Origin of the sequence: Micromonospora sp. NPDC007271 (assembly GCF_040634005.1) — a bacterium.
In the GTDB taxonomy this organism is placed as follows: Bacteria; Actinomycetota; Actinomycetes; order Mycobacteriales; family Micromonosporaceae; genus Micromonospora.
The window spans coordinates 1-20,337 of sequence record NZ_JBEYER010000017.1 but is presented as its reverse complement, the minus strand read 5'-3'; the positions used below and the strand labels follow the sequence as shown (position 1 = coordinate 20,337).

Annotated in this window: 20 protein-coding genes; 6 read left to right on the top strand and 14 right to left on the bottom strand. The window is 71.4% G+C overall.

Annotated features, from left to right (window positions below; translation table 11 throughout):
* Positions 1–41 precede the first annotated feature (41 nt).
* From ABZ570_RS08815 to ABZ570_RS08790, 6 genes are read right to left on the bottom strand one after another with little or no spacing between them, the layout of a single operon-like run.
* Positions 42–815, bottom strand: a complete 774-nt coding sequence (locus ABZ570_RS08815) for a hypothetical protein (RefSeq protein WP_358059095.1) — start codon at positions 813–815, stop codon at positions 42–44.
* On the bottom strand, positions 812–1,540 hold the full coding sequence (locus ABZ570_RS08810) for a nucleotidyltransferase domain-containing protein (protein WP_358059092.1): 729 nt from the start codon (positions 1,538–1,540) through the stop codon (positions 812–814). The genes ABZ570_RS08815 and ABZ570_RS08810 overlap by 4 nt, the downstream gene beginning before the upstream one ends.
* A 58-nt stretch (positions 1,541–1,598) precedes the next feature.
* Positions 1,599–1,784, bottom strand: a complete 186-nt coding sequence (locus ABZ570_RS08805; RefSeq protein WP_358059089.1) for a hypothetical protein — start codon at positions 1,782–1,784, stop codon at positions 1,599–1,601.
* Positions 1,781–1,999 carry a hypothetical protein gene (locus tag ABZ570_RS08800; RefSeq protein WP_358059086.1) on the bottom strand — a complete coding sequence of 73 codons (219 nt, stop codon included), beginning with the start codon at positions 1,997–1,999 and terminating at the stop codon, positions 1,781–1,783. Before ABZ570_RS08800 ends, ABZ570_RS08805 begins: the two co-directional genes overlap by 4 nt.
* Positions 1,996–2,175, bottom strand: coding sequence for a hypothetical protein (locus ABZ570_RS08795; protein WP_358059083.1), 180 nt, complete (start codon positions 2,173–2,175; stop codon positions 1,996–1,998). Before ABZ570_RS08795 ends, ABZ570_RS08800 begins: the two co-directional genes overlap by 4 nt.
* Positions 2,172–2,360 carry a hypothetical protein gene (locus tag ABZ570_RS08790; protein WP_358059080.1) on the bottom strand — a complete coding sequence of 63 codons (189 nt, stop codon included), beginning with the start codon at positions 2,358–2,360 and terminating at the stop codon, positions 2,172–2,174. The genes ABZ570_RS08795 and ABZ570_RS08790 overlap by 4 nt, the downstream gene beginning before the upstream one ends.
* A 121-nt stretch (positions 2,361–2,481) precedes the next feature.
* On the opposite strand from ABZ570_RS08790, the gene ABZ570_RS08785 reads away from it, so the two are divergent.
* Together ABZ570_RS08785 and ABZ570_RS08780 are read left to right on the top strand one after the other, a co-directional pair.
* On the top strand, positions 2,482–3,333 hold the full coding sequence (locus ABZ570_RS08785; protein ID WP_358059077.1) for a DUF5753 domain-containing protein: 852 nt from the start codon (positions 2,482–2,484) through the stop codon (positions 3,331–3,333).
* A gap of 17 nt (positions 3,334–3,350) precedes the next feature.
* Positions 3,351–3,572, top strand: a complete 222-nt coding sequence (locus ABZ570_RS08780) for a DUF397 domain-containing protein (protein ID WP_358059074.1) — start codon at positions 3,351–3,353, stop codon at positions 3,570–3,572.
* A 207-nt stretch (positions 3,573–3,779) separates the two neighbouring features.
* On the opposite strand, the gene ABZ570_RS08775 is transcribed toward ABZ570_RS08780, so the two are convergent.
* The 3 genes from ABZ570_RS08775 to nrdR all read right to left on the bottom strand — a co-directional run bounded on the left by ABZ570_RS08775 (position 3,780) and on the right by nrdR (position 7,905).
* Positions 3,780–4,304 (bottom strand): GNAT family protein, encoded by a 525-nt coding sequence (locus ABZ570_RS08775; RefSeq protein ID WP_358059071.1) that lies wholly within the window; start codon positions 4,302–4,304, stop codon positions 3,780–3,782.
* 185 nt (positions 4,305–4,489) lie between these two features.
* The gene (locus ABZ570_RS08770; protein ID WP_358059068.1) at positions 4,490–7,369 is read right to left on the bottom strand and encodes a vitamin B12-dependent ribonucleotide reductase; all 2,880 of its coding nucleotides are present in this window, start codon (positions 7,367–7,369) and stop codon (positions 4,490–4,492) included.
* Positions 7,370–7,404: 35 nt separating this feature from the next.
* Positions 7,405–7,905, bottom strand: a complete 501-nt coding sequence (nrdR, locus tag ABZ570_RS08765; protein ID WP_358059065.1) for a transcriptional regulator NrdR — start codon at positions 7,903–7,905, stop codon at positions 7,405–7,407.
* A 573-nt stretch (positions 7,906–8,478) separates the two neighbouring features.
* On the opposite strand from nrdR, the gene lexA reads away from it, so the two are divergent.
* A complete protein-coding gene (lexA, locus tag ABZ570_RS08760) occupies positions 8,479–9,261 on the top strand; it encodes a transcriptional repressor LexA (RefSeq protein WP_358059062.1) in 783 nt (260 codons plus the stop codon).
* A gap of 15 nt (positions 9,262–9,276) precedes the next feature.
* Here the strand turns inward: lexA and ABZ570_RS08755 are convergent, their stop codons facing one another.
* Together ABZ570_RS08755 and hflX are read right to left on the bottom strand one after the other, a co-directional pair.
* A complete protein-coding gene (locus tag ABZ570_RS08755; RefSeq protein WP_358059059.1) occupies positions 9,277–10,944 on the bottom strand; it encodes a hypothetical protein in 1,668 nt (555 codons plus the stop codon).
* Between the two features lie 50 nt (positions 10,945–10,994).
* The gene (gene hflX, locus ABZ570_RS08750; protein WP_358059057.1) at positions 10,995–12,485 is read right to left on the bottom strand and encodes a GTPase HflX; all 1,491 of its coding nucleotides are present in this window, start codon (positions 12,483–12,485) and stop codon (positions 10,995–10,997) included.
* A 167-nt stretch (positions 12,486–12,652) separates the two neighbouring features.
* On the opposite strand from hflX, the gene ABZ570_RS08745 reads away from it, so the two are divergent.
* Entirely contained in the window at positions 12,653–14,125 is a 1,473-nt protein-coding gene (locus ABZ570_RS08745; RefSeq protein ID WP_358059054.1) for an NAD-dependent malic enzyme, read from the top strand.
* Between the two features lie 229 nt (positions 14,126–14,354).
* Here the strand turns inward: ABZ570_RS08745 and dapF are convergent, their stop codons facing one another.
* The 3 genes from dapF to ABZ570_RS08730 are packed head-to-tail and all read right to left on the bottom strand — an operon-like array spanning position 14,355 to position 16,835.
* Positions 14,355–15,200, bottom strand: a complete 846-nt coding sequence (gene dapF / locus ABZ570_RS08740; RefSeq protein WP_358059050.1) for a diaminopimelate epimerase — start codon at positions 15,198–15,200, stop codon at positions 14,355–14,357.
* Positions 15,201–15,207: 7 nt separating this feature from the next.
* A complete protein-coding gene (gene miaA, locus ABZ570_RS08735; protein WP_358059047.1) occupies positions 15,208–16,233 on the bottom strand; it encodes a tRNA (adenosine(37)-N6)-dimethylallyltransferase MiaA in 1,026 nt (341 codons plus the stop codon).
* Positions 16,116–16,835 carry a hypothetical protein gene (locus tag ABZ570_RS08730; protein ID WP_358059044.1) on the bottom strand — a complete coding sequence of 240 codons (720 nt, stop codon included), beginning with the start codon at positions 16,833–16,835 and terminating at the stop codon, positions 16,116–16,118. The genes miaA and ABZ570_RS08730 overlap by 118 nt, the downstream gene beginning before the upstream one ends.
* Positions 16,836–17,039: 204 nt before the next feature.
* Here ABZ570_RS08730 and ABZ570_RS08725 point away from each other — a divergent pair, with 204 nt between their 5' ends.
* Together ABZ570_RS08725 and ABZ570_RS08720 are read left to right on the top strand one after the other, a co-directional pair.
* Complete coding sequence (locus ABZ570_RS08725) at positions 17,040–18,248, top strand: DUF349 domain-containing protein (protein WP_358059041.1); 1,209 nt, start codon at positions 17,040–17,042, stop codon at positions 18,246–18,248.
* 411 nt (positions 18,249–18,659) lie between these two features.
* Positions 18,660–20,258, top strand: a complete 1,599-nt coding sequence (locus tag ABZ570_RS08720; RefSeq protein WP_358059038.1) for a cellulase family glycosylhydrolase — start codon at positions 18,660–18,662, stop codon at positions 20,256–20,258.
* The last annotated feature ends 79 nt before the right edge of the window (positions 20,259–20,337 follow it).

Sequence of the window (20,337 nt, the reverse complement as noted above, 5' to 3'; positions counted from 1 at the left end):
GCAGCCGGTGCCGGGCGGCGCTGCCCCGGCTGACGAGCGGCCTACCCTCGGCGGCTTCCCAGCAGTTCACCGAGGCGGAGCAGATCGTCGGCAGTGGCGACGGAGTCGGCTGCGGAGACGAAGGTCAGCAACCGCAACGGACGATCGGCCAACGCGGCGGCAGCCGCCTTGTGGTGACCGTCCAGCAGGAAGTGGAAGAGGCCCCAGTGTTCCACCGGGCGGAACCAGGGCCCCGCGATGTCGAGCAGTCCGAACGCGACGGCGGTCGGCGCCCCGGCCAGGTTGGCGTAGCCCGCGGTCGTCGCCGCGTCGAGACCGTCCGGGGCGGTCATCGGTACGAGGAACTCGAACAGCTGGTGCTGGTCGGCCAGCGAACGTGAGCCGAGCCGATAGTGCCGGACGTTGGTGGGTTCGACCGAGCCCTCGTGCTCCTCGTTCCGCCAGGCGGCCGGCCCGGCCGTCGCGAAGTAGTCGTCGGCCGAGCCGGGCACGACCAGGTGCGGCCGGACGTCGAGCAGCAGGACCAGATACTCGCTCCGGGGCAGGACGCGCCCGAACGCCTCGACCACCCTGCCGTCCAGCCCGTCGAGCCCGGCGTTGAGCCGGTCCCGCACCTCACTCGCGGACGCCCGGCCGTCGGGCGCGCCGGGCTGGCGCCGGAGCACCAGGCCGCAGGTGCCGCAGGAGTAGCCGACCTGGTACGCGGGCACGCCGTCGATGGTGAGGTAACGGCTGGGCCGCCACTGTCCTTCGACCCGGATCCGCGAGTCCGGCACACCGAGCGTCATCAGGTCCTGAGCCACCACCCTGGTCATCGGGCCACCCGTTGTGCCCGGGCGACGGTCCGGCGGGCGTCGCGCCACGCGATCAGAGCGGTGCGTAGCCGGGGCGAGGAGATCTTCTCCCCTCGACGCCGGGCGGCGAGCTGCTCGATCAGCCAGGCCGGGGCGTCGGCCTGCCGGACGGCGTCGGTCTTGGTGAGCAGCGCGCCGTTACGGAGTGCGTGGCGGCCCCGGGCCATCGAGGTGAGGCCGAGGTCGGCGATGACGGGATCCCACCACAGCCACGGACGCCGGGCCGCCCACGCCCAGTAGCCGGTGAGCTCGGCTCGGGCCGCGGCCCGTACGTCGTCGGGGGTCATCGGCGGAAAGACGTCGTGGGGCGCGGGGCCGAAGATCGCGTACCCGTGATGCACCAGCTCCGCCCGGGTGATCCCGGAGAGGATGCGCTGGACGAGCTGCCCGTGGGTCCAGGTGGGATGCCGCACTTCGACGTCGCGCACCGCGGCGGTGTCGACGTAGACGCAGCCGAGGCGCAGACCCGAGCCGGTGCCCTCGTCGAGACGACGGTGCAGGGTGACGAGCGTCGCCTGCCGGGCCGCGTCGACCGGACCATCGACCAGCGCGACCAGATCAAGATCGCTGACGCCGGGGAGGTAGTCGCCGGTGGCCAGCGAACCCGCGACCATGAGTCCCCCGGCCCAGCCGAGCGCCGCGAGTTCCCGACCGAACTCCTCGACGACCGGCAGCGACACCACCATGACTGCAGTCTATGGGGCTTCGCAGCGTCTCCTGGCCCGTGCTGGTAAGGGCCTCCCGTCATCGGCGATCCTCGCTTGGCTGGCGAGACGTCCGCCGCCGCGAGATCTCCTCCAGGTGCTGGCTCTGGTGCTGCCGGACCATCGCATCCCAGACTTCCTGGTCGAAGTCAGGGTCGGGAGGGATCCACTTGTGCGAGCCGTCGCTGTAGTGGAAACGCTCGTCGCCGCGCCGGATGACGCTCACCGGATCCACCCCAGAAACCGCCGGTGCAGCAGACCGGCCGGCACCCAGGTCAGATCCTCGGCGGCCCACACCAGATAGGACCCCATGTAGAGAGCCAGCGACATCGGCGCGCCGTCGAACTCGGCCCGTAGCTCCCTACGCCGCGTCTCACAGGGCCACGGCGAGCCGCAGCCGCCGCAGCTCCAGATCGGCAGGACCGGGCCGTGCGTCGTCATGGCAGACCGTCCAGGAAGCGCCGGGTCGCGGCGCGCGCATCCCACCGCAGGGCCCATTCCGCCTGATAACAGGGGTACGGAGCCAGCCGCGCCCACCACCAGCGGCAGCCGGCGCACAGGCCGTCGATGCCGGGAAGGTGCACCGACAGGATCTGGCTGACCTGCGGCTCGGTCATGGCTGCTCCTCCCCTGGCCAGTGGCCTCGACGGATCGGGATGCGGTGCTGAGCGCGGCACGGCAACTCCGAGCCGCACCGGCAGATCCGGCGCCACCGCCACCACGACCACACCGGCCGGTGCCGGCGAGCCAGCGTCAGCGCGACCGCCAGCAGGTAGTCGTCGTACGACACGCGGCGCCGCATGCCGCCTCCCGATTTGGATTCCTATTTTGGAAGCCCATCCAGGGTAGAAGTTGGACTTCTATTTTGGGAATTTGCTGCGGCGTGTCGCGGCAACCCGAAGCGGGAGGGCGATAATCAGCCGATGGCCAATCCGACGATCCAGCGGCGGCGGCTCGGACTCGCGCTCAAGCGGGCCCGCGAGGGCGCCGGCAAGACGCAGGACGAGGCTGCCGCCGTCATCGATGCCGCAGCGAGCAAGATCAGCCGACTTGAACTCGGGCAGTCGGGGATCAAGCTGACCGACCTGAACCTGCTACTCGACCTGTACGGGGTCAGGAGCGAAGAGGCCGAACCGCTGCGCGAACTCGCCCGGGCCGGACGCCAACGCGGCCGCTGGAGCACGTACCGAAATGCGGTGCCGGACTGGTTCCGCCAGTACCTGGACCTGGAAGGCGACGCGTCCGAGATCCGCTGGTACCAGCCGGAGGTCATCCCCGGCATCCTCCAGATCGAGCCGTACATCCGCGCCATGAACGCCACAGCCCATCCGCGGCTGTCCCCGGAGGATGTGGATCGGCAGGTCGCCGTGCGCCTGGAGCGACAGGCGATTCTGCGACAGCACGGCGGGCCGGATGTCAGCTTGATCCTCAGCGAATCGGCGCTGCGCCGAAGCATCGGAGACGTAGCGACGATGCGCAGCCAACTACTTCACCTCGCCGAAGTCGGCAAGCAGGCGAACGTCTCGCTTCAGGTCTTCCCGTTCGACGCCCAGACCTACGAGACGGCATCCTTCAACTTCATCATCCTGCGGTTCGGGGACGACGCGGCGTCGGATGTCATCTACGTCGAGACGTTCACCGACGCCGATTACCTTGACCGGCCGGACGCGGTGCGGGCCTACACTCGGCTGTGGGACCGACTCCGAGCGGCCGCTCTGGGGCCGGTAGAGTCGCGCAAGCTCATCCTGCGGATGGCGGACGACATGAAGCGGTGACAGGCCAGGGGGTGGTCATGGAGACCTCGGATCGCCTGGTCTGGCGCAAATCCAGCCGCAGCGACAACAACGGCGGCGCGTGCGTCGAGGTGGCCATCGCCGGCAGCGCCATCCTGGTCCGCGACAGCAAGGATCGGTCTGGTCCGACGCTTCGCTTCGAGGGCCGGGCCTGGGTCGCCTTCCTCTCCGGTCTGAGCATTGGTCAGCGAGTCTCAGACCCAGACGTTGCTACCTCCTGAAGAAGCCGATGCTGACGTTGATGTGAAGCCAGCCCTCTCAGCCCCCGGCACTACCAACCTAATGTCGCAGAAGATTCATCGACGTCGCCGGCAGTAGCCGAGTCGCCTGCGACATCAAGTTGGTAGCGTGCGAACCATCGCCGGTCAGACCCAGGGCCCCAGAGGCGGTGCGGCATGATTGAACGACGCTCGACCGACGCCCGGAGGTCATAGGGGCGACGGATCGCTCCTCAGTCGGCTGTACAGGTACCCGTCGCACCATCGGCCGTCCCGGAATTCACAGGCTCGCACCACGCCCTCCAGCTGGAATCCGGCCTTCACAAGGGACCTTTGCTCAGCGATGTTCTCGGGATGAGTGCCCGCCTGGATGCGCTGCAACGGCGTGTGTGTGAACAGGTAGTCGCACAGCATCGCCTGCGCCCGCCAACCGATCCCGTGCCCGCGCCACTCCGGCAGCAGCACGATCCCGATCTCCCAGTGCTTCGTGGGGCCGCCGAAGTCCCGAAGCGCCCAGCTCACGAACCCGGCCGCGACCTGTTCCCCTACCTCGACCATCAACCGGCCGCTCTCAGCCCCGAGATAGCTGTCGGTGGCATAGCGTCGCGCCGGCTCCTGCGGGTCCTTGAATCCAGTCCAGTCCAAGCCGACCAGGCCTGGCTCCGTCGCGAATCGGCGGAACATGGTCAGGTCCTCCTCGACGACCGGACGTAGCCGGATCGAGTGTTCGCTCATGTCGTTGTCCCGTTCGCCAGTGAGCGGGAGAACTCGTCGGTGCCCATCGCGTGCAACCCTACGGGTCCGGTCACGATGAGTCATTGGCGCCAATCTGCGGGGTGTCCGGCCCGCAAGCCTGATCCCACCAGGGAAACGCCGCGAGCGCGGCAGGAAGCCCTGCCGCGCTCGCGAGACGTCGTACGTCAGCTGCAGCCGCTGGTGGAGCCGCAGCCCTCGCAGACGTAGCAGCTGCCGGCCGGCCGCATCTTCGTACCGCAGGTGAAGCAGAGCGGCGCGTCGGCGGCCTTGCCGATCACGGCCTCCAGCAGCTCGGTGCTGGAGCCCACCGACGGCGCCGGCTTGACGGCGGCGACGTCCGCGACCTCCTGCTTCGGCTGGAGGACCGCCTTCGGCTCGGGCGTCGCGACCGGGGCGGAGGCGGCCATCGCGGTGAGGTCCGCACCGTTCGCCTCCGCCTCCGCCTCGGCCTGGAGCTGGGCGGCCCGCTCCTTGGCGGTGAAGATGCCCAGCTCCGCGCGGCGCTCGTACGGCAGGAAGTCCAGGGCCAGACGACGGAAGATGTAGTCCATCACCGAGGCCGCCATCCGCACGTCCGGGTCGTCGGTCATGCCGGCCGGCTCGAAGCGCATGTTGGTGAACTTGCTGACGTACGTCTCCAGCGGGACGCCGTACTGGAGACCGATGGAGATGGCCACCGAGAAGGCGTCCATCACGCCGGCCAGGGTCGAGCCCTGCTTCGACATCTTGAGGAAGACCTCGCCGAGGCCGTCGTCCGGGTACGAGGAGGCGGTGAGGTAACCCTCGGCGCCGCCGACCGAGAAGGAGATGGTCTGCGACGGGCGCTTCTTCGGCAGCCGCTTGCGCACCGGCCGGTACTCGACGACCTTCTCGACCACCTTCTCCGGCTCGGCCGCCGGCTCCACCGCCTTGTTCGGCTTGGCGACGGACAGCGGCTGGCCGACCTTGCAGTTGTCCCGGTAGATGGCAAGCGCCTTGAGGCCGAGCTTCCAGCCCTCGAAGTAGATCTTCTCGACGTCCTCGACGGTCGCCTGCTCCGGCATGTTGACCGTCTTGGAGATGGCGCCGGAGATGAACGGCTGGACGGCCGCCATCATCCGCACGTGGCCCATCGGCGCGATGGACCGCTCGCCCATGGCGCAGTCGAAGACCGGATAGTGCTCCGGCTTGAGTCCGGGAGCGTCGACGACGTGGCCGTGGTCGGCGATGTGCTCGACGATCGCCTCGACCTGCTCCTCGGGGTAGCCGAGACTGCGCAGGGCACGCGGCACGGTCTGGTTGACGATCTGCATCGAGCCGCCGCCGACCAGCTTCTTGAACTTGACCAGGGCCAGGTCCGGCTCGACACCGGTGGTGTCGCAGTCCATCATCAGGCCGATGGTGCCGGTCGGGGCGAGCACGCTGGCCTGCGAGTTCCGCCAGCCGAACTTGTCACCGACCTTGTTGCCCAGGGTCCACTGCTTGGTGGCCTCCCGCTGGATGGCGGTGGCCACGGTGCCGGTCGGCTTGATCTCGTCGTTGGCGGCGGCGTGCTTGCGCATGACCCGCTTGTGCGCCTCGGCGTTCCGGGCGTAGCCGTCGTACGGGCCGACGATGCCGGCCAGCTCGGCGGAGCGGCGGTACGCCGTGCCGGTCATCAGCGAGGTGATCGCCGCGGCGACGTCCCGGCCCTGCTCCGAGTCGTACGGCAGGCCGGAGGCCATCAGCAGCGCGCCCAGGTTGGCGTACCCGATGCCGAGCTGGCGGTAGGCGCGGGTGGTCTCGCCGATCTTCTCGGTCGGGAAGTCGGCGAAGCAGATCGAGATGTCCATCGCGGTGATGACCAGCTCGACCGACTTGACGAACTTCGCCACCTCGAAGCCACCGTCGGCGCGCAGGAACTTCATCAGGTTCAGCGAGGCCAGGTTGCACGAGGAGTTGTCCAGGTGCAGGTACTCCGAGCACGGGTTCGACGCGGTGATCCGCCCGGTCTCCGGGCAGGTGTGCCAGTCGTTGATGGTGTCGTCGTACTGCAGGCCGGGGTCGGCGCACTCCCAGGCGGCCTGGGAGATGGTCCGGAACAGCTTCTTGGCGTCGATCGTCTCGATGGTCTGCCCGTCGAGCCGGCCGCGCAGGTCGAAGCCGCCGTTGTTCTCCACCGCGGTCATGAACTCGTCGGAGACCCGGACCGAGTTGTTGGCGTTCTGGTACTGCACGCTGACGATGTCCGCGCCGCCCAGGTCCATGTCGAAGCCGGCGTCCCGCAGCGCGCGGATCTTGTCCTCCTCGCGCGCCTTGGTGACCACGAACTCCTCGATGTCCGGGTGGTCCACGTCGAGGATGACCATCTTGGCCGCGCGCCGGGTGGCGCCGCCGGACTTTATGGTCCCCGCGGACGCGTCCGCGCCGCGCATGAAGCTGACCGGGCCGGAGGCGGTGCCGCCGGAGGAGAGCAGCTCCTTGGAGGAGCGGATCCGGGACAGGTTGACCCCGGAGCCGGAGCCACCCTTGAAGATCAGCCCCTCCTCCTTGTACCAGTCGAGGATGGAGTCCATCGAGTCGTCGACGGCCAGGATGAAGCACGCCGATACTTGCTGCGGCGACGGCGTGCCCACGTTGAACCAGACCGGCGAGTTGAAGCTGAACACCTGGTGCAGCAGCATCCAGGTCAGCTCGTGCGCGAAGACCTCGGCGTCGGCCGGGGTGGCGAAGTAGCCGTACTCCTCACCGGCGGTGCGGTAGGTGCCGACCACCCGGTCGATGAGCTGCTTGAGCGACCACTCCCGCTCCGGGGTCCCCACCGCGCCCCGGAAGTACTTGGTGGTCACGATGTTGGCCGCGTTGACGGACCAGGACTCGGGGAACTCCACCCCGCGCTGCTCGAAGTTGATCGAGCCGTCCCGCCAGTTCGTCATCACGACGTCGCGGCGCTCCCAGGTGACCTCGTCGTAGGGATGCACCCCCTCGGTCGTCCAGACGCGCTCGATCTTCAGCCCTGTCCCGGCCTTGTTCCGTGACTTGCTGGTCGTCACGCCGTCGCCCCCCTCGTCTGCGCGGTCACCCACCGCGCGTCCCAACTTGTCAGAAATGTGTCGAAAACTCAGACTGTGTGGCCCGCGGCCTCGACCGGCTCGTCGCCGGCCCCCTCCCGGGCCCGCGCGGCCGCCCGCAGCGTCTCGATCTCGCGCTCGAAGTCGGCGAGCGAGTCGAAGGACCGGTAGACGCTGGCGAAGCGCAGATAGGCCACCTCGTCCAGGTCGCGCAGCGGCCCCAGGATGGCCAGCCCGACCTCGTGGCTGGGGATCTCGGCGGCCCCCTTGGCCCGCACGGTCTCCTCGACCTTCTGCGCCAGCAGCGCGATGGAGTCGTCGTCGACCGGCCGGCCCTGGCACGCCTTGCGCACCCCGCCAATGATCTTGGTGCGGCTGAACGGCTCGGTCACCCCGCTGCGCTTGACCACCGCGAGCACCGCCTCCTCAACGGTGGTGAACCGCTTGCCGCACTCCGGGCAGGACCGTCGCCGCCGAATGAGCTGGCCGTCGTCGGCCTCCCGCGAGTCAACGACCCGGGAGTCGGCATGCCGGCAGTACGGACACCGCATCGCCTGACCTCCTTGACCAACCAGCGGGCACATCGACGGGCGGGCACACCGACCGACTCCCGGGCACGCGTCACCGCGGCGAGACATCGCTGCGATGGCCTCCGCCGGTGGACGATACGGGAGTGCGTTCGGTAGTCGAACCCAACCTGTAGGCGACTTACGCCCGTGTGACTACTACATCTAGGGGTCGACCGTATGCCGTCGCCCTAGCGAGGTCAAGTTGGCCGGCGTGTCCGGCGCGTCATGCTCATCACCCTCCCGAACCACCCGTTTCGGACCACCGAAGGCCCAACGGCCGGCGCCCCGGACGGTTACCGCACGACCCCGAGAGGCGGCCAACGATAGAACACCCGTTCGAGAGCGACGTAGTATTAGCAGAACAGGCGTTCGGAAATCCAGGATTTCGCCGCGACACGCCGACAAGAGGTCGTACAGATGTTTGAAAATGGCCGATCTCACCTATACGGTCAACAACGACCGGGCCCGGCGTGTCGCGTCGGGCCGGTCGGCAGCACCACCTGAGCACGCACCACGAGCCGACGAGGCACCCAGCGCCGACCAGGGAGGACGGACGTGACCGAGGACCGGGCCAGCCGGCAGAAGAACCCGCAGCCGATCGACGGGGCGGGTCCGCCGGCGACCCGCCGACCCCGCACCGCGCGCAGCCGGGCGGCCCAGCCCGCCGTGCGCCCGGTCACGCCGGTGGCGAGCAGCTTCCCCGACCCGGCGGCGGTCGACCTGACCGCCCGGCAGCGCCGGATCCTGGAGTTCATCCGCACCTGGGTGGAGCGCCACGGCTACCCGCCGAGCGTGCGGGAGATCGGCGAGGCGGTCGGCCTGGTCTCCCCGTCGAGCGTCGCCTACCAGCTCAAGGAGCTGGAGAAGAAGGGCCTCCTGCGTCGCGACCCCAACCGGCCGCGCGCCGTGGACGTCCGCGCACCCGGCGACGTCGACGACGAGGCCGCCCGCGCGCAGCGGCCCACCCCGGCGTACGTGCCGATGCTGGGCCGGATCGCCGCCGGTGGCCCGATCCTCGCCGAGCAGGCGGTGGAGGACATCTTCCCTCTCCCCCGCGAGCTGGTGGGTGAGGGCGAGGTCTTCATGCTGCAGGTCAAGGGCGACTCGATGCTCGACGCGGCCATCTGCGACGGCGACTGGGTGGTGGTCCGGCAGCAGCCGACCGCCGAGGTCGGCGACATCGTGGCCGCCATGCTCGACGGCGAGGCGACCGTGAAGACCTACCGCCGCCGCGACGGGCACGTCTGGCTGATGCCGCAGAACCCGGCCTTCGATCCGATCCCGGGCGACGACGCCACCATCATGGGTCGGGTGGTCGCCGTGCTGCGCCGGATCTGACCCACCCGATCCGGCTCAGTAGCGGTCGCCCCGGTACTCCCGGGCGCCGGGGACCGGTCCGTACTGGTCCCGCTCGCCGTAGGGGTCGCTGGGGCGGCCCGCACGCGGATCCCGGGGCCCGGGTTCCCGGCGCGGCGCCTCGGGCCGCCCGCCCCCGTAGCCCCCACCGCCCTGCGGCCCGCCGCCGTAGACGCCGCCACCCTGCGGGGGGCGGCCACCGCCGTACCCACCGCCGCCCGGCCGGCCGCCGCCGTAGACGCCGCCACCGTTCTGCGAGCCGCTCCCCTGCTGGGGGCCGCCTCCGTGCTGGGGGCCACCCTCGCGCTGGGGACCACCCCCGTAGACGCCGCCACCGCGACCGCCGCCGCCCTGCGGACGGCCGCCGCCGTACACACCGCCGGGTGGGGGGCCGCCCGGGGCGCCGTTCGCCGGGCCGCCGTAGACGCCGCCACCACCGTAGACCCCACCCCGCGGACCGCCCGGCCCCTCCGGCCGGCCGCCGGGCGGCGGACCGGCGGTGCGCGGCGTACCTCCGTTGCGGGACGCCTCGTCGCTGCCGTCCGGCTCCGCCGGCGCCGGCTTGCGCCGGGCGTGCAGGATACCGAAGATGCCGGCGCCGACCATCAGCGCGCCGATCACACCCACCGCCGCGATCAGGTACGTGATGTCGTTCAGAGTCAGCTCCTCGAGCCAGGACTTCTCCGCCGGCTTCGCCGCGTCCTTGCCCGCATTCGGCAGCGCCTCCGCACCTTTGGCGGACGGGGTGTAGCTGAGGATGTCGATCGGCTCGGAGTCGTCCAGCAGGCCGCCGTCGGAGACGGTGACGAACAACTTGCCGTCCGGCGTGTAGGAGATGGCCTCGCCGAACGGGTCGGCGAGCGGGGTGACCCGCGGCTTGCCCTTGGTCAGCGCGCCGACGACGTCGCCGCCGGTGACGTCGTACTCGAAGGCGTCCGCGTAGGTGCGCAGGACGACCTTGGTGCCGTCGGGCGAGCGGGCCGCCCCGGTGACCGCCACCCGGCCGCTGACCTTGAGCGGGTTGTCGGTCGCGGTCTTCGGCAGGGTGACCTCGCCGACCTTCTTCATCGGCACCGGGTCGGTGTCGCCGCTCTTGAGCTTCGCCTCGGGCTTGAAGATCTCGGCGGGCCCGGAGGGCACCTTGGTGATGATCAGCGGCAGGTTGTCGTCGCCGATCAGCAGCGCCTCGGCGTCGTGCGGTTCCTGCTCCGGGTACGACAGCCGGTGCAGCGTCGGCTTTTTCGAGCCGTCGAGCGGCATGCTCCAGACGGCGACCCGCTCCCGGCGGGTCTTGTTGGTGATGTTGTCGCCGGTGTCGGCGATCCAGAGGGTCTTGCCGTCCGGGCCGAGGGCCAGGTCCTCGGTGTCGTACGGCCCCTTGCCCGAGTAGCCCACCTCATCCAAGACTTTGCACTTGGTGTTGAGGAAGAAGACCTGCTTGTGGCTCTCCTGCTGGCTGCCGTCGTTGATCACCACGTAGCCCTTGCTGGTGGCGACGAGACCGGACAGCTCGCGCAGCCGCTTGTCCTCGACCGTGCACTTCTTCTTGGGAGCCGCGGCCAGCGCGGGGGCCGCGGCGGGGGCCGCCAGGGCGAGCCCTGCCGGTGCCACGACCGCGCCGACGAGGCCCAGCGCGAGCGTGACCGAGGAGACAGCATGCCGCATGGCGCCAAGTGTCGCACGGCCGGGGTTTCCGGCGGGTGACGCCGGACGGCTCACCGGCCGACGGCCACCCGCTCCTCGCTGACCAGCCGATCCCCGGCCCGGTAGGGCACCAGCTCGGCGGCGAGCGCCTCGCCCACCCGTACGTGCAGCAGGGTGCCCTCGGGCAGGTGGGAGGTGCTGAGCACCTCGCCCTGCCGGTGCACCCGGGCCACCAGGTCACCCCGGTCGTACGGGAGCACCGCGCGGACCTCGACCGCCGGGCGCGGCAGCCGCTGCTCGATCGCCTCGCGCAGCCCGTCGACCCCGCGCCCGCTGTGTGCGGAGACGAGGACCGCCTCCGGCCAGAGCCGCTTGAGCCGCAGCAGCGTCTCCTCGTCGGCCGCGTCGATCTTGTTGACCACCAGCAGCTCGGGCAGCCGGTCGGCGCCCACCTCGGCGAGCACCATGCGGACCGCGCGGACCTGCTCCTCCGGGTCCGGGTGGGTGCCGTCGACCACGTGCACCACCAGGTCGGCGTCGGCGACCTCCTCGAGCGTCGAGCGGAACGCCTCGACGATCTGGTGCGGCAGGTGCCGCACGAAACCGACCGTGTCGGAGAGGGTGTAGAGCCGGCCGTCGGAGGTGGTCGCCTTGCGGGTGGTCGGGTCCAGGGTGGCGAAGAGTGCGTTCTCCACCAGCACACCCGCCCCGGTGAGGCGGTTGAGCAGGCTGGACTTGCCGGCGTTGGTGTAGCCGGCGATGGCGACGGCGGGCACGGCGTTGCGCGTGCGGCGGGCCCGCTTGGTCTGGCGGACCGTCGTCATGCCCTTGATCTCGCGGCGCAGCTTGGCGATCCGGTGCCGGATCCGGCGCCGGTCGGTCTCCAGCTTGGTCTCACCGGGGCCGCGCAGGCCCACGCCGCCGCCGGCGCCACCGCCGCGACCGCTACCACCGGTCTGCCGGGAGAGCGTCTCACCCCAACCGCGCAGCCGCGGCAGCAGGTATTCGAGCTGGGCCAGCTCGACCTGCGCCTTACCCTCACGGCTCTTGGCGTGCTGGGCGAAGATGTCGAGGATCAGCGCGGTCCGGTCGACCACCTTGACCTTGGTGCGCTGCTCCAGGTTGCGCAGCTGCGACGGGGAGAGCTCACCGTCGCAGATGACCGTGTCGGCACCGGTGGAGAGCACCACCGCGCCCAGGTCGTCGACCTTGCCCCGACCGATGTAGGTGGCCGGGTCGGGCCGGTTACGGCGCTGGATCAGCCCTTCGAGCACCTGGGAGCCGGCCGTCTCGGCCAGCGCTGCCAGCTCGGTGAGGCTGTTCTCCGCGTCCTCCTGGGTCCCCTCGGTCCAGACGCCCACCAGGACGACCCGCTCCAGCCGCAGCTGGCGGTACTCGACCTCGGTGATGTCGGTGAGCTCGGTGGAGAGGCCGGGGACCCGCCGCAGCGCCTGCCGCTCCGACAGCTCGAACTCGCCGGTGGTGGCGTCGAGCTCGTCGTCCTCGTAGGGAAGGAAGGTCTCCTGCTCTCGCAAACCGTGTCTCCTGTCCGTTATGTCCATTGCCGGGGGGTTTCCGGCGCGTACGAGCAATCCTGACATGTGGCAACGCCCGATGCACGCGCTATATGCCCGTGGCGATACCCACCAGTAGCGGGGTCGGATGCCGGCGGACCTGGGCGGGCGAGTACAAATGCCTGGCGTACCGCAGTGATTACGGAGGAGTTTTCGTGGCCATCAGCCGACTGCCGAGTGCCGGATTCTCGATCACGATGCGGATCGCCGTACCCGCGGACGCCTCCTCCATCGGCCGGCTGACCACCGCGGTCGGCGAGGCCGGCGCCATCGTCACCGCGCTCGACGTGGTCGACTCCGACCCGGCCCACGTGATCGTCGACCTCACCTGCGACACCGCCGACGCCGGCCACGCCGACCAGGTGGTCAAGGCGCTGAGCACGCTGGACGGGGTGGACGTCCGCAAGGTCTCCGACCGGACGTTCCTGCTGCACCTCGGCGGCAAGATCGAGGTCAGCTCGAAGGTGGCGCTGCGCACCCGGGACGAGCTGTCCCGCGCGTACACCCCCGGGGTGGCCCGGGTCTGCCAGGCGATCGCGGACAACCCGGCCGACGCCCGCCGGCTCACCATCAAGCGCAACACCGTCGCCGTGGTCAGCGACGGTTCGGCCGTGCTCGGCCTGGGCAACCTCGGGCCGGCCGCGTCGCTGCCGGTGATGGAGGGCAAGGCGGCGCTGTTCAAGCGCTTCGGCGGGGTCGACGCCTGGCCGGTGGTGCTGGACACCCAGGACACCGACGAGATCGTGTCGATCGTCAAGGCGATCGCCCCCGCGTACGGCGGGATCAACCTGGAGGACATCGCCGCGCCGCGCTGCTTCGAGATCGAGGCCCGGCTGCGCGAGGCGCTGGACATCCCGGTCTTCCACGACGACCAGCACGGCACCGCGATCTGCGTGCTCGCCGCGCTGACCAACGCGCTGCGCGTCGTGGGCAAGCAGCTCGCGGACGTCCGGGTGGTCGTCTCCGGCGCCGGCGCGGCCGGCACCGCGATCATGAAGCTGCTGCTCCGCCAGGGCGTGGGCGACATCATCGCGTACGACCGGCAGGGTGCCCTGCACCGCGGCCTGACCGGCCTCAACCCGGCCTGGCAGTGGCTGGCGGAGCACACCAACAAGGAGAACTACTCCGGCGACCTGGCCGGGGCGATCCGGGGCGCGGACGTCTTCATCGGGGTGAGCGCGCCGAACCTGCTCACCGGCGACGACATCGCCACCATGGCCAAGGACTCGATCGTCTTCGCGCTGGCCAACCCGGACCCTGAGGTCGACCCGCGGGAGGCACGCAAGCACGCCGCGGTGGTCGCCACCGGCCGCTCCGACCAGCCGAACCAGATCAACAACGTGCTCGCCTTCCCCGGCGTCTTCCGGGGCATGCTCGACGCGCACGCCGAGGAGTTCACCGAGGAGATGGCGATCGCCGCGGCGCAGGCCATCGCGGACGTGGTCGGGGAAGACAAGATCAACCCGACGGTGATCGTGCCGAGCGTCTTCGACGCCCGGGTCGCCCCGGCCGTCGCCGCCGCCGTCCGGGCCGCCGCGCAGAACCCGGGCGCCACCCCGCCCCCGGCCGCCGACCCCGGCCCGGCCGACCTCCCCGAGATCGCCGCCAACGCCAGCGCCACCCCCTGACCGCCCCACGAAGCCCAAGCGGTCGGTGGTGGCGGCGGGGCGGCCGGCTCCGGCGTGTCGCGCCCTCCCCGTTCAGCGCCCGAGAGCGATATGCGGCTGAGTCATATTTATGACTCAGCGGCATATCGCTCAACAACATTGGGCCGCGGGAACAGCCGCTCATCAGCCCCATGAGGTCGTCGTCGCGCAGGCGCGCTCGCGATCCTGACCTGTCACCTCGACCGGCTGTTCAGCCGGCCAGCGACGACGGGGTGACCTCGCCGGTGGCGACCAGGACGGCCGGGCCGGAGAGCCAGCAGGAGTCGTCGGTCACGGTGACCGTGAGCCGGCCGCCGGGCACGTCGACCGTCATGACGCCGGTCTCCCGGCCGGCGTCCCGCAGCGCCACCGCCGCCACGGCGCAGGCCCCGGTGCCGCAGGACAGCGTCTCGGCGGAGCCGCGCTCGTAGACCCGCATCCGCACGTGCCCGTCGGTACCCTCGACCGGCTCGGCGGGAGCGGTGAACTCGACGTTCACCCCGGCGGGGAAGACCGCGGGGTCGACGTCGGGCGCCCGGGTGAGATCCAGGCCGCCCAGCTCCAGGCCGGCCGGCAGGGGGCAGACCAGGTGCGGGTTGCCGACATCCACCGCCGCGCCGGTCAGGGTGAGCCCGCCCAGGGTGGCGGTGGCCGTGTCGTACAGCCGGGGGCGGCGCATCTCGACGGCGACGGCGTCCCCCTCGACCCGGGCGCGGACCAGGCCGGCCCGGGTGGCCACCGGCAGGGCAGCGCCGGACGGCGTGGCCAGCCCGGTCTCCAGCAGGTAGCGGACGAAGACCCGGGCACCGTTGCCGCACATCTCGGCGAACGAGCCATCGGAGTTCCAGTAGTCCATGAACCACTCGGCCTCGCCGGCCAGCGCGGCACCCTCCGGGTGCTTGGCGGCGCGGACCACGCGCAGCACGCCGTCCCCGCCGAGGCCGCGGCGCCGGTCGCAGAGCGCGGCGACCAGCCCGGGCGTCAGGTCGAGCGCCCCGTCCGGGTCGGGCAGGATGACGAAGTCGTTGCCGGTGCCGTGGCCCTTGGTGAACTCCACGCCCCCATCATTCCCGATGCTCGGCGACCAACCGCAGCGCAGTGTCGAGGAACGACGGCGCGGCCGAGTCCAGCCAGTGGATCCGCGGGTCGCGCCGGAACCAGGACCGCTGCCGCCGGACGAACCGGCGGGTGGCCCGGACCGTCTCGGCGTGCGCCTCGGCCTCGGTCAGCTCGCCGGCCAGGAAGCGCAGCACCTGCTGGTAGCCGAGCGCCCGGCTGGCCGTACGCCCCTCGGGCAGGCCCCGCCCGACCAGCGTCCGCGTCTCGGCGACCAGGCCGTCGGCCCACATCCGATCCACCCGCCGCGCGATCCGCTCGTCCAGCAGCGCGGTGTCCAGATCCACCCCGACCTGCACGGACGGATAGAACGGCGTCGGCTCCGGCAGCGCGGCGGTGAACGGCGCGCCGGTGAGCTCGATCACCTCCAGCGCCCGGACGATCCGCCGCCCGTTCGTCGGCAGGATGCCGGCCGCCGCCACCGGGTCGGCCTCCCGCAGCCGGGCGTACAGCGGGGCCGGGCCGGTCGCGGCCAGCTCCGCCTCCAGTCGTTGGCGCACCGCCGGGTCGGTGCCGGGGAACTCGAACTGCTCCAGCACCGCCCGCACGTACAGGCCGGAGCCGCCGACCAGCAGCGGCACCTTCCCCCGGGCCAGGATGTCGTCGACCGCCGCGCGGGCGAGCTTCTGGTACTCGGCGACGCTGGCCGGCTCGGTGACCTCCCAGATGTCCAGCAGGTGATGCGGCACGCCCTCCCGCTCGGCCGGGGTCAGCTTGGCGGTGCCGATGTCCATCCCCCGGTAGAGCTGCATCGAGTCGGCGTTGACCACCTCGCCGTCGAGGGCGTGCGCGAGGGCGATGCTCAGCGCCGACTTGCCGGCCGCGGTCGGCCCGACCACGGCGATCACGGCCCCGGTCACGGCCGCTCCCAGGAGGCCACGAAGTAGGCGACGCCGTAGGGCGCCCGGTGGTAGCCGAGGTCGCCGCGCCAGTCGCCGCCCGCCGCGCGGGCCGCGCCGGCCAGCACCTGCCACGGTGCCCGCCCGGCGACCTTCAGCTCCGCCGACAGCACCGGGTCCAGGCCGAGCAGGGCCTCGGCGTCCGCCTCGGCCAGGGCCCGGGCCACCCCGTCGTCGTACGCCTGCGCGCGCGGGTCGTCGTAGCCGGGCGCCTTGACCCCCCGGCACGCCGACCCGTCCCCCAGCACCAGCAGCGCGGTACGCCGTTCCGACTCGACGGCCAGGGCCGCCCCGAGGTCGGCGCACTCCGCCGGCGGCGCGTCCTCGGCGACGGAGCGGGCCAGCCGGGGCAGCTCGGTGCCGGTCCGGCCGAGCAGCCACGCGCCGATGGTGAGGCTCAGCGGCAGGCTCTCCACCCCGGCGCAGTTGGTCTGCCACAGCCGGACGGACCGGTCGAGGCCGTACCCGCGCAGCGAGCCGTAGTCGGCCGCCCCGAACCGTTCGGTCTCCGGCCCGCCGCCCACCAGCAGGACCACGTCCGGCTCGGCGGCGAGGAGCCGGGCCAGGGCGGCGGCGCAGGCGGCGCGGAGGTCGTCCAGCTCACCGGCGGCGGCGCCGGCCAGCTCGGGGACGATCAGGGGTGGGTGGGGGCAGACGGCGGCGGCGACCAGAGGCACCCCTCCAACCTATCCGGCTGCCCTGGTGCGTCCCCGCGCCGATCCGGTCGTCCGGGCGCTTAGACACCGTATGGTCACGGTCGACGACAGGCGCTCGACACGGACCGGGTCGGACCTGTGACAATGCCGGAAGTAACTTTTGCTGCGCCGTGGCGGCGATCGCGGGGACGGTCCCTTCGACGCCGGGAGAACGAGGATGGGCACATGAGCGACTGGACTGCCTTCGGACGGGTGGACGAGGACGGCACCGTCTACGTCAAGACCGCCGAGGGCGAGCGGGTGGTCGGATCCTGGCAGGCGGGGGCCCCGGAGGAGGGGTTGGCGCACTTCGCCCGGCGCTTCGACGACCTGGTGACGGAGGTTGACCTGACCGAGGCCCGGCTCAACTCGGGCGCGGCGGACGCCGGGCACTCACTGACCACGATCCGACGGATCCGCGCCTCCCTGGCCGAGGCGCACGTGGTGGGCGACATCGACGCGTTGGCCGCACGGCTGGACAAGCTCGCCGCGGTGGCCGAGGAGAAGGCCGGCGAGGCCAAGGCGGCCCGCGAGGCCGCCCGGGGCGAGGCCCTGGCCCGCAAGACGGCCCTCGTCGAGGAGGCGGAGAAGCTGGCCGCCGAGTCGACCGGGTGGAAGACCGCCGGGGACCGGCTCAAGGAGATCCTGGATGAGTGGAAGACCATCCGCGGGGTCGACAAGAAGACCGACGGTGAGCTGTGGAAGCGGTTCGCCGCGGCCCGGGACGGCTTCACCCGCCGCCGGGGTGCCCACTTCGCCTCCCTGGACCAGCAGCGCAAGCAGGCGCAGACGGTCAAGGAGGAGCTGGTCGCCGAGGCCGAGAAGCTGAAGGACTCCACCGACTGGGGGGTCACCGCCGGCCAGCTCAAGGACCTCATGACGCAGTGGAAGGCCGCGCCCCGGGCGTCCAAGGAGGCCGAGCAGAAGCTCTGGGAACGGTTCCGGGCGGCGCAGGACGCGTTCTTCACCCGGCGCAGCGAGGTCTTCTCGGCCCGGGACAACGAGCAGCGCGCCAACCTGGAGCGCAAGCAGGCCCTGCTCGCCGAGGCGGAGGCGCTCGACGTCGACGGCGACCCGAAGGGCGCCCAGGCGAAGCTGCGGGAGATCCAGGCGCAGTGGCACGAGGCCGGCCGGGTCCCCCGGGAGGCCGCCGCCGGGCTGGAGCGCCGGCTGCGTGCGGTGGACGAGAAGGTCCGCGAGGTCATGGACTCGGCGTGGCGGCGTACCGCCCCGCAGGACAACCCGCTGCTCGCCCAGATGCGGGCGCAGGTCGCCGAGGCCGAGGAGCGGCTGGCCCGGGCGCAGTCCGCCGGCGACGCCCGGCGGATCAAGGAGGCCGAGCAGGCGCTCGCCTCGAAGCGGCAGTTCCTCCAGCTGGCCGAGCAGGCCAGCTGAGCTGAGCCGATCCCGGGAGCCCCCGGTCCCACCACGGGACCGGGGGCTCCCGCACGTCCGCACCCCGCACCCCCGATGATCGACTCGGTGTGCGGCAACCCGTGGTCACGTCATCGGTTTTGACCACAACATGCGGCACATCGAGGCGATCAGGGGCTAGCCGGCGGCGCGAGCGGTTGACGCATTGAGGCGTGCTGATCAGAATGGGCGGCAGAGCCAGGTTCCGGCACCGGCACCAGGGCACCGACGGCTGATCCCGCCGTCGGAGGTCGCCGGATCTCCCCACGAGTGGCCGTCCACGTGACACGGCCCGTCGCGGTTGTCCGCGTACTCGATGACGAGCGGGCCGTCTCCCTTGGTCCTTCCGCCCGCGGCGCCCGAGCGGCGCGGGCATCCGAAGTGGAGCTCGCGATGCACCGACCCACCGCCCTCGGCGGCGCCCTCGCCGCGCTCGCCACCGCCGCGGCGAGCGTCCTCGTCGCCGCCGCCGTCAGCACCACCCCGGCCGCCGCCGTCGGCGGCACCGGCACCGGATACCTGCGCACCAGCGGCAACAAGATCGTCGACAGCACGGGGGCCACGGTCCGGCTCACCGGCATCAACTGGTTCGGCATGGAGACCGACAACAGGACCTTCCACGGCCTGTGGTCCAGCAACCCGTGGCGCAGTCAGCTCGACACCATGGCCCGGCTGGGCTACAACACGCTGCGCATCCCGTACTCGAACGACGCACTGAAGCCGGGCGCGACGGCGACGGGGATCAACGACTTCGTCAACCCGGACCTGGTCGGGCTCTCCCCGTTGCAGATCCTCGACAAGGTCATCGACTACGCGGGCAGCAAGGGCATGCGGGTCATCCTGGACCGGCACCGGCCCACCGCGGCCGGCCAGTCGCCGCTCTGGTACACGTCCACGGTCTCGGAGACGACCTGGATCAACGACTGGAAGATGCTGGCCCAGCGGTACGCCGGCAACACCACGGTGATCGGCGCGGACCTGCACAACGAGCCGCACGCCGAGGGCACCAACCCGGCCGCCACCGGCGCCTGCTGGGGCTGCGGCGACACCGCCCGCGACTGGCGGCTGGCCGCCGAGCGGGCGGGCAACGCGATCCTCGGGGTGCAGCCGAACTGGCTGATCTTCGTGGAGGGGGTGAGCTGCCCCAGCGGCGGCCTGTCCAACCTGTGGGACGGCGACCCCAGCAACGACGAGGACTGCGGCTGGTGGGGCGGCAACCTCTCCAAGGCCGGGCAGTTCCCGGTCCGGCTGAACGTGGCCAACCGGCTGGTCTACTCCCCGCACGAGTACGCCACCTCGGTCTACCGACAGGCGTGGTTCGACGATCCGACGTACCCGGCAAACATGCCGGGCATCTGGGACAAGTACTGGGGCTACCTCTACAAGCAGAACATCGCGCCGATCATGATGGGCGAGTTCGGCACCACGCTGCAGGACCCGAAGGACAAGATCTGGCTGCAGAACCTCATGGCGTACACCGGGACCGGGGTGACCGGAATGTCCTTCACCTACTGGTCGTGGAACCCGAACTCGGGTGACACCGGCGGTATCGCGAACGACGACTGGACCACCATCAACCAGGCCAAGCAGGACATCCTCCAGCCGTACCTGATCCCGCCCGTCGGCGGGGGCAACCCGTCACCGACGCCGACCGGCACCGCGTCGCCGACCACCCCGCCGCCGACCGGCGCCTGCACCGCGACCTACAAGCAGGTCAACGCGTGGCAGGGCGGCTTCCAGGGCGAGCTGACCGTGAAGAACGGCGGCACCGGCACGCTGAACCCGTGGTCGGTGACCTGGACCTGGCCGTCCGGGGTGACCCTGGCCAGTGGCTGGAACGCCACAGTGACCCAGTCCGGCACCACGGTCACCGCCGCCGCGCCCGACTGGGCGAAGACCCTCACCCCCGGCGCCTCGGTGACCATCGGCTTCACCGCCAACGGCACGGCCTCAGCGCCCGCCAGCGTGAAGTTGAACGGCACCGCCTGCTGAGCGGTAGGCAGGGGCCCCTTGTCGACGCCACCAGCCGGGCCCGCCAGGCGCCGAACGCGAGCACCAGGAGGCCGACCAG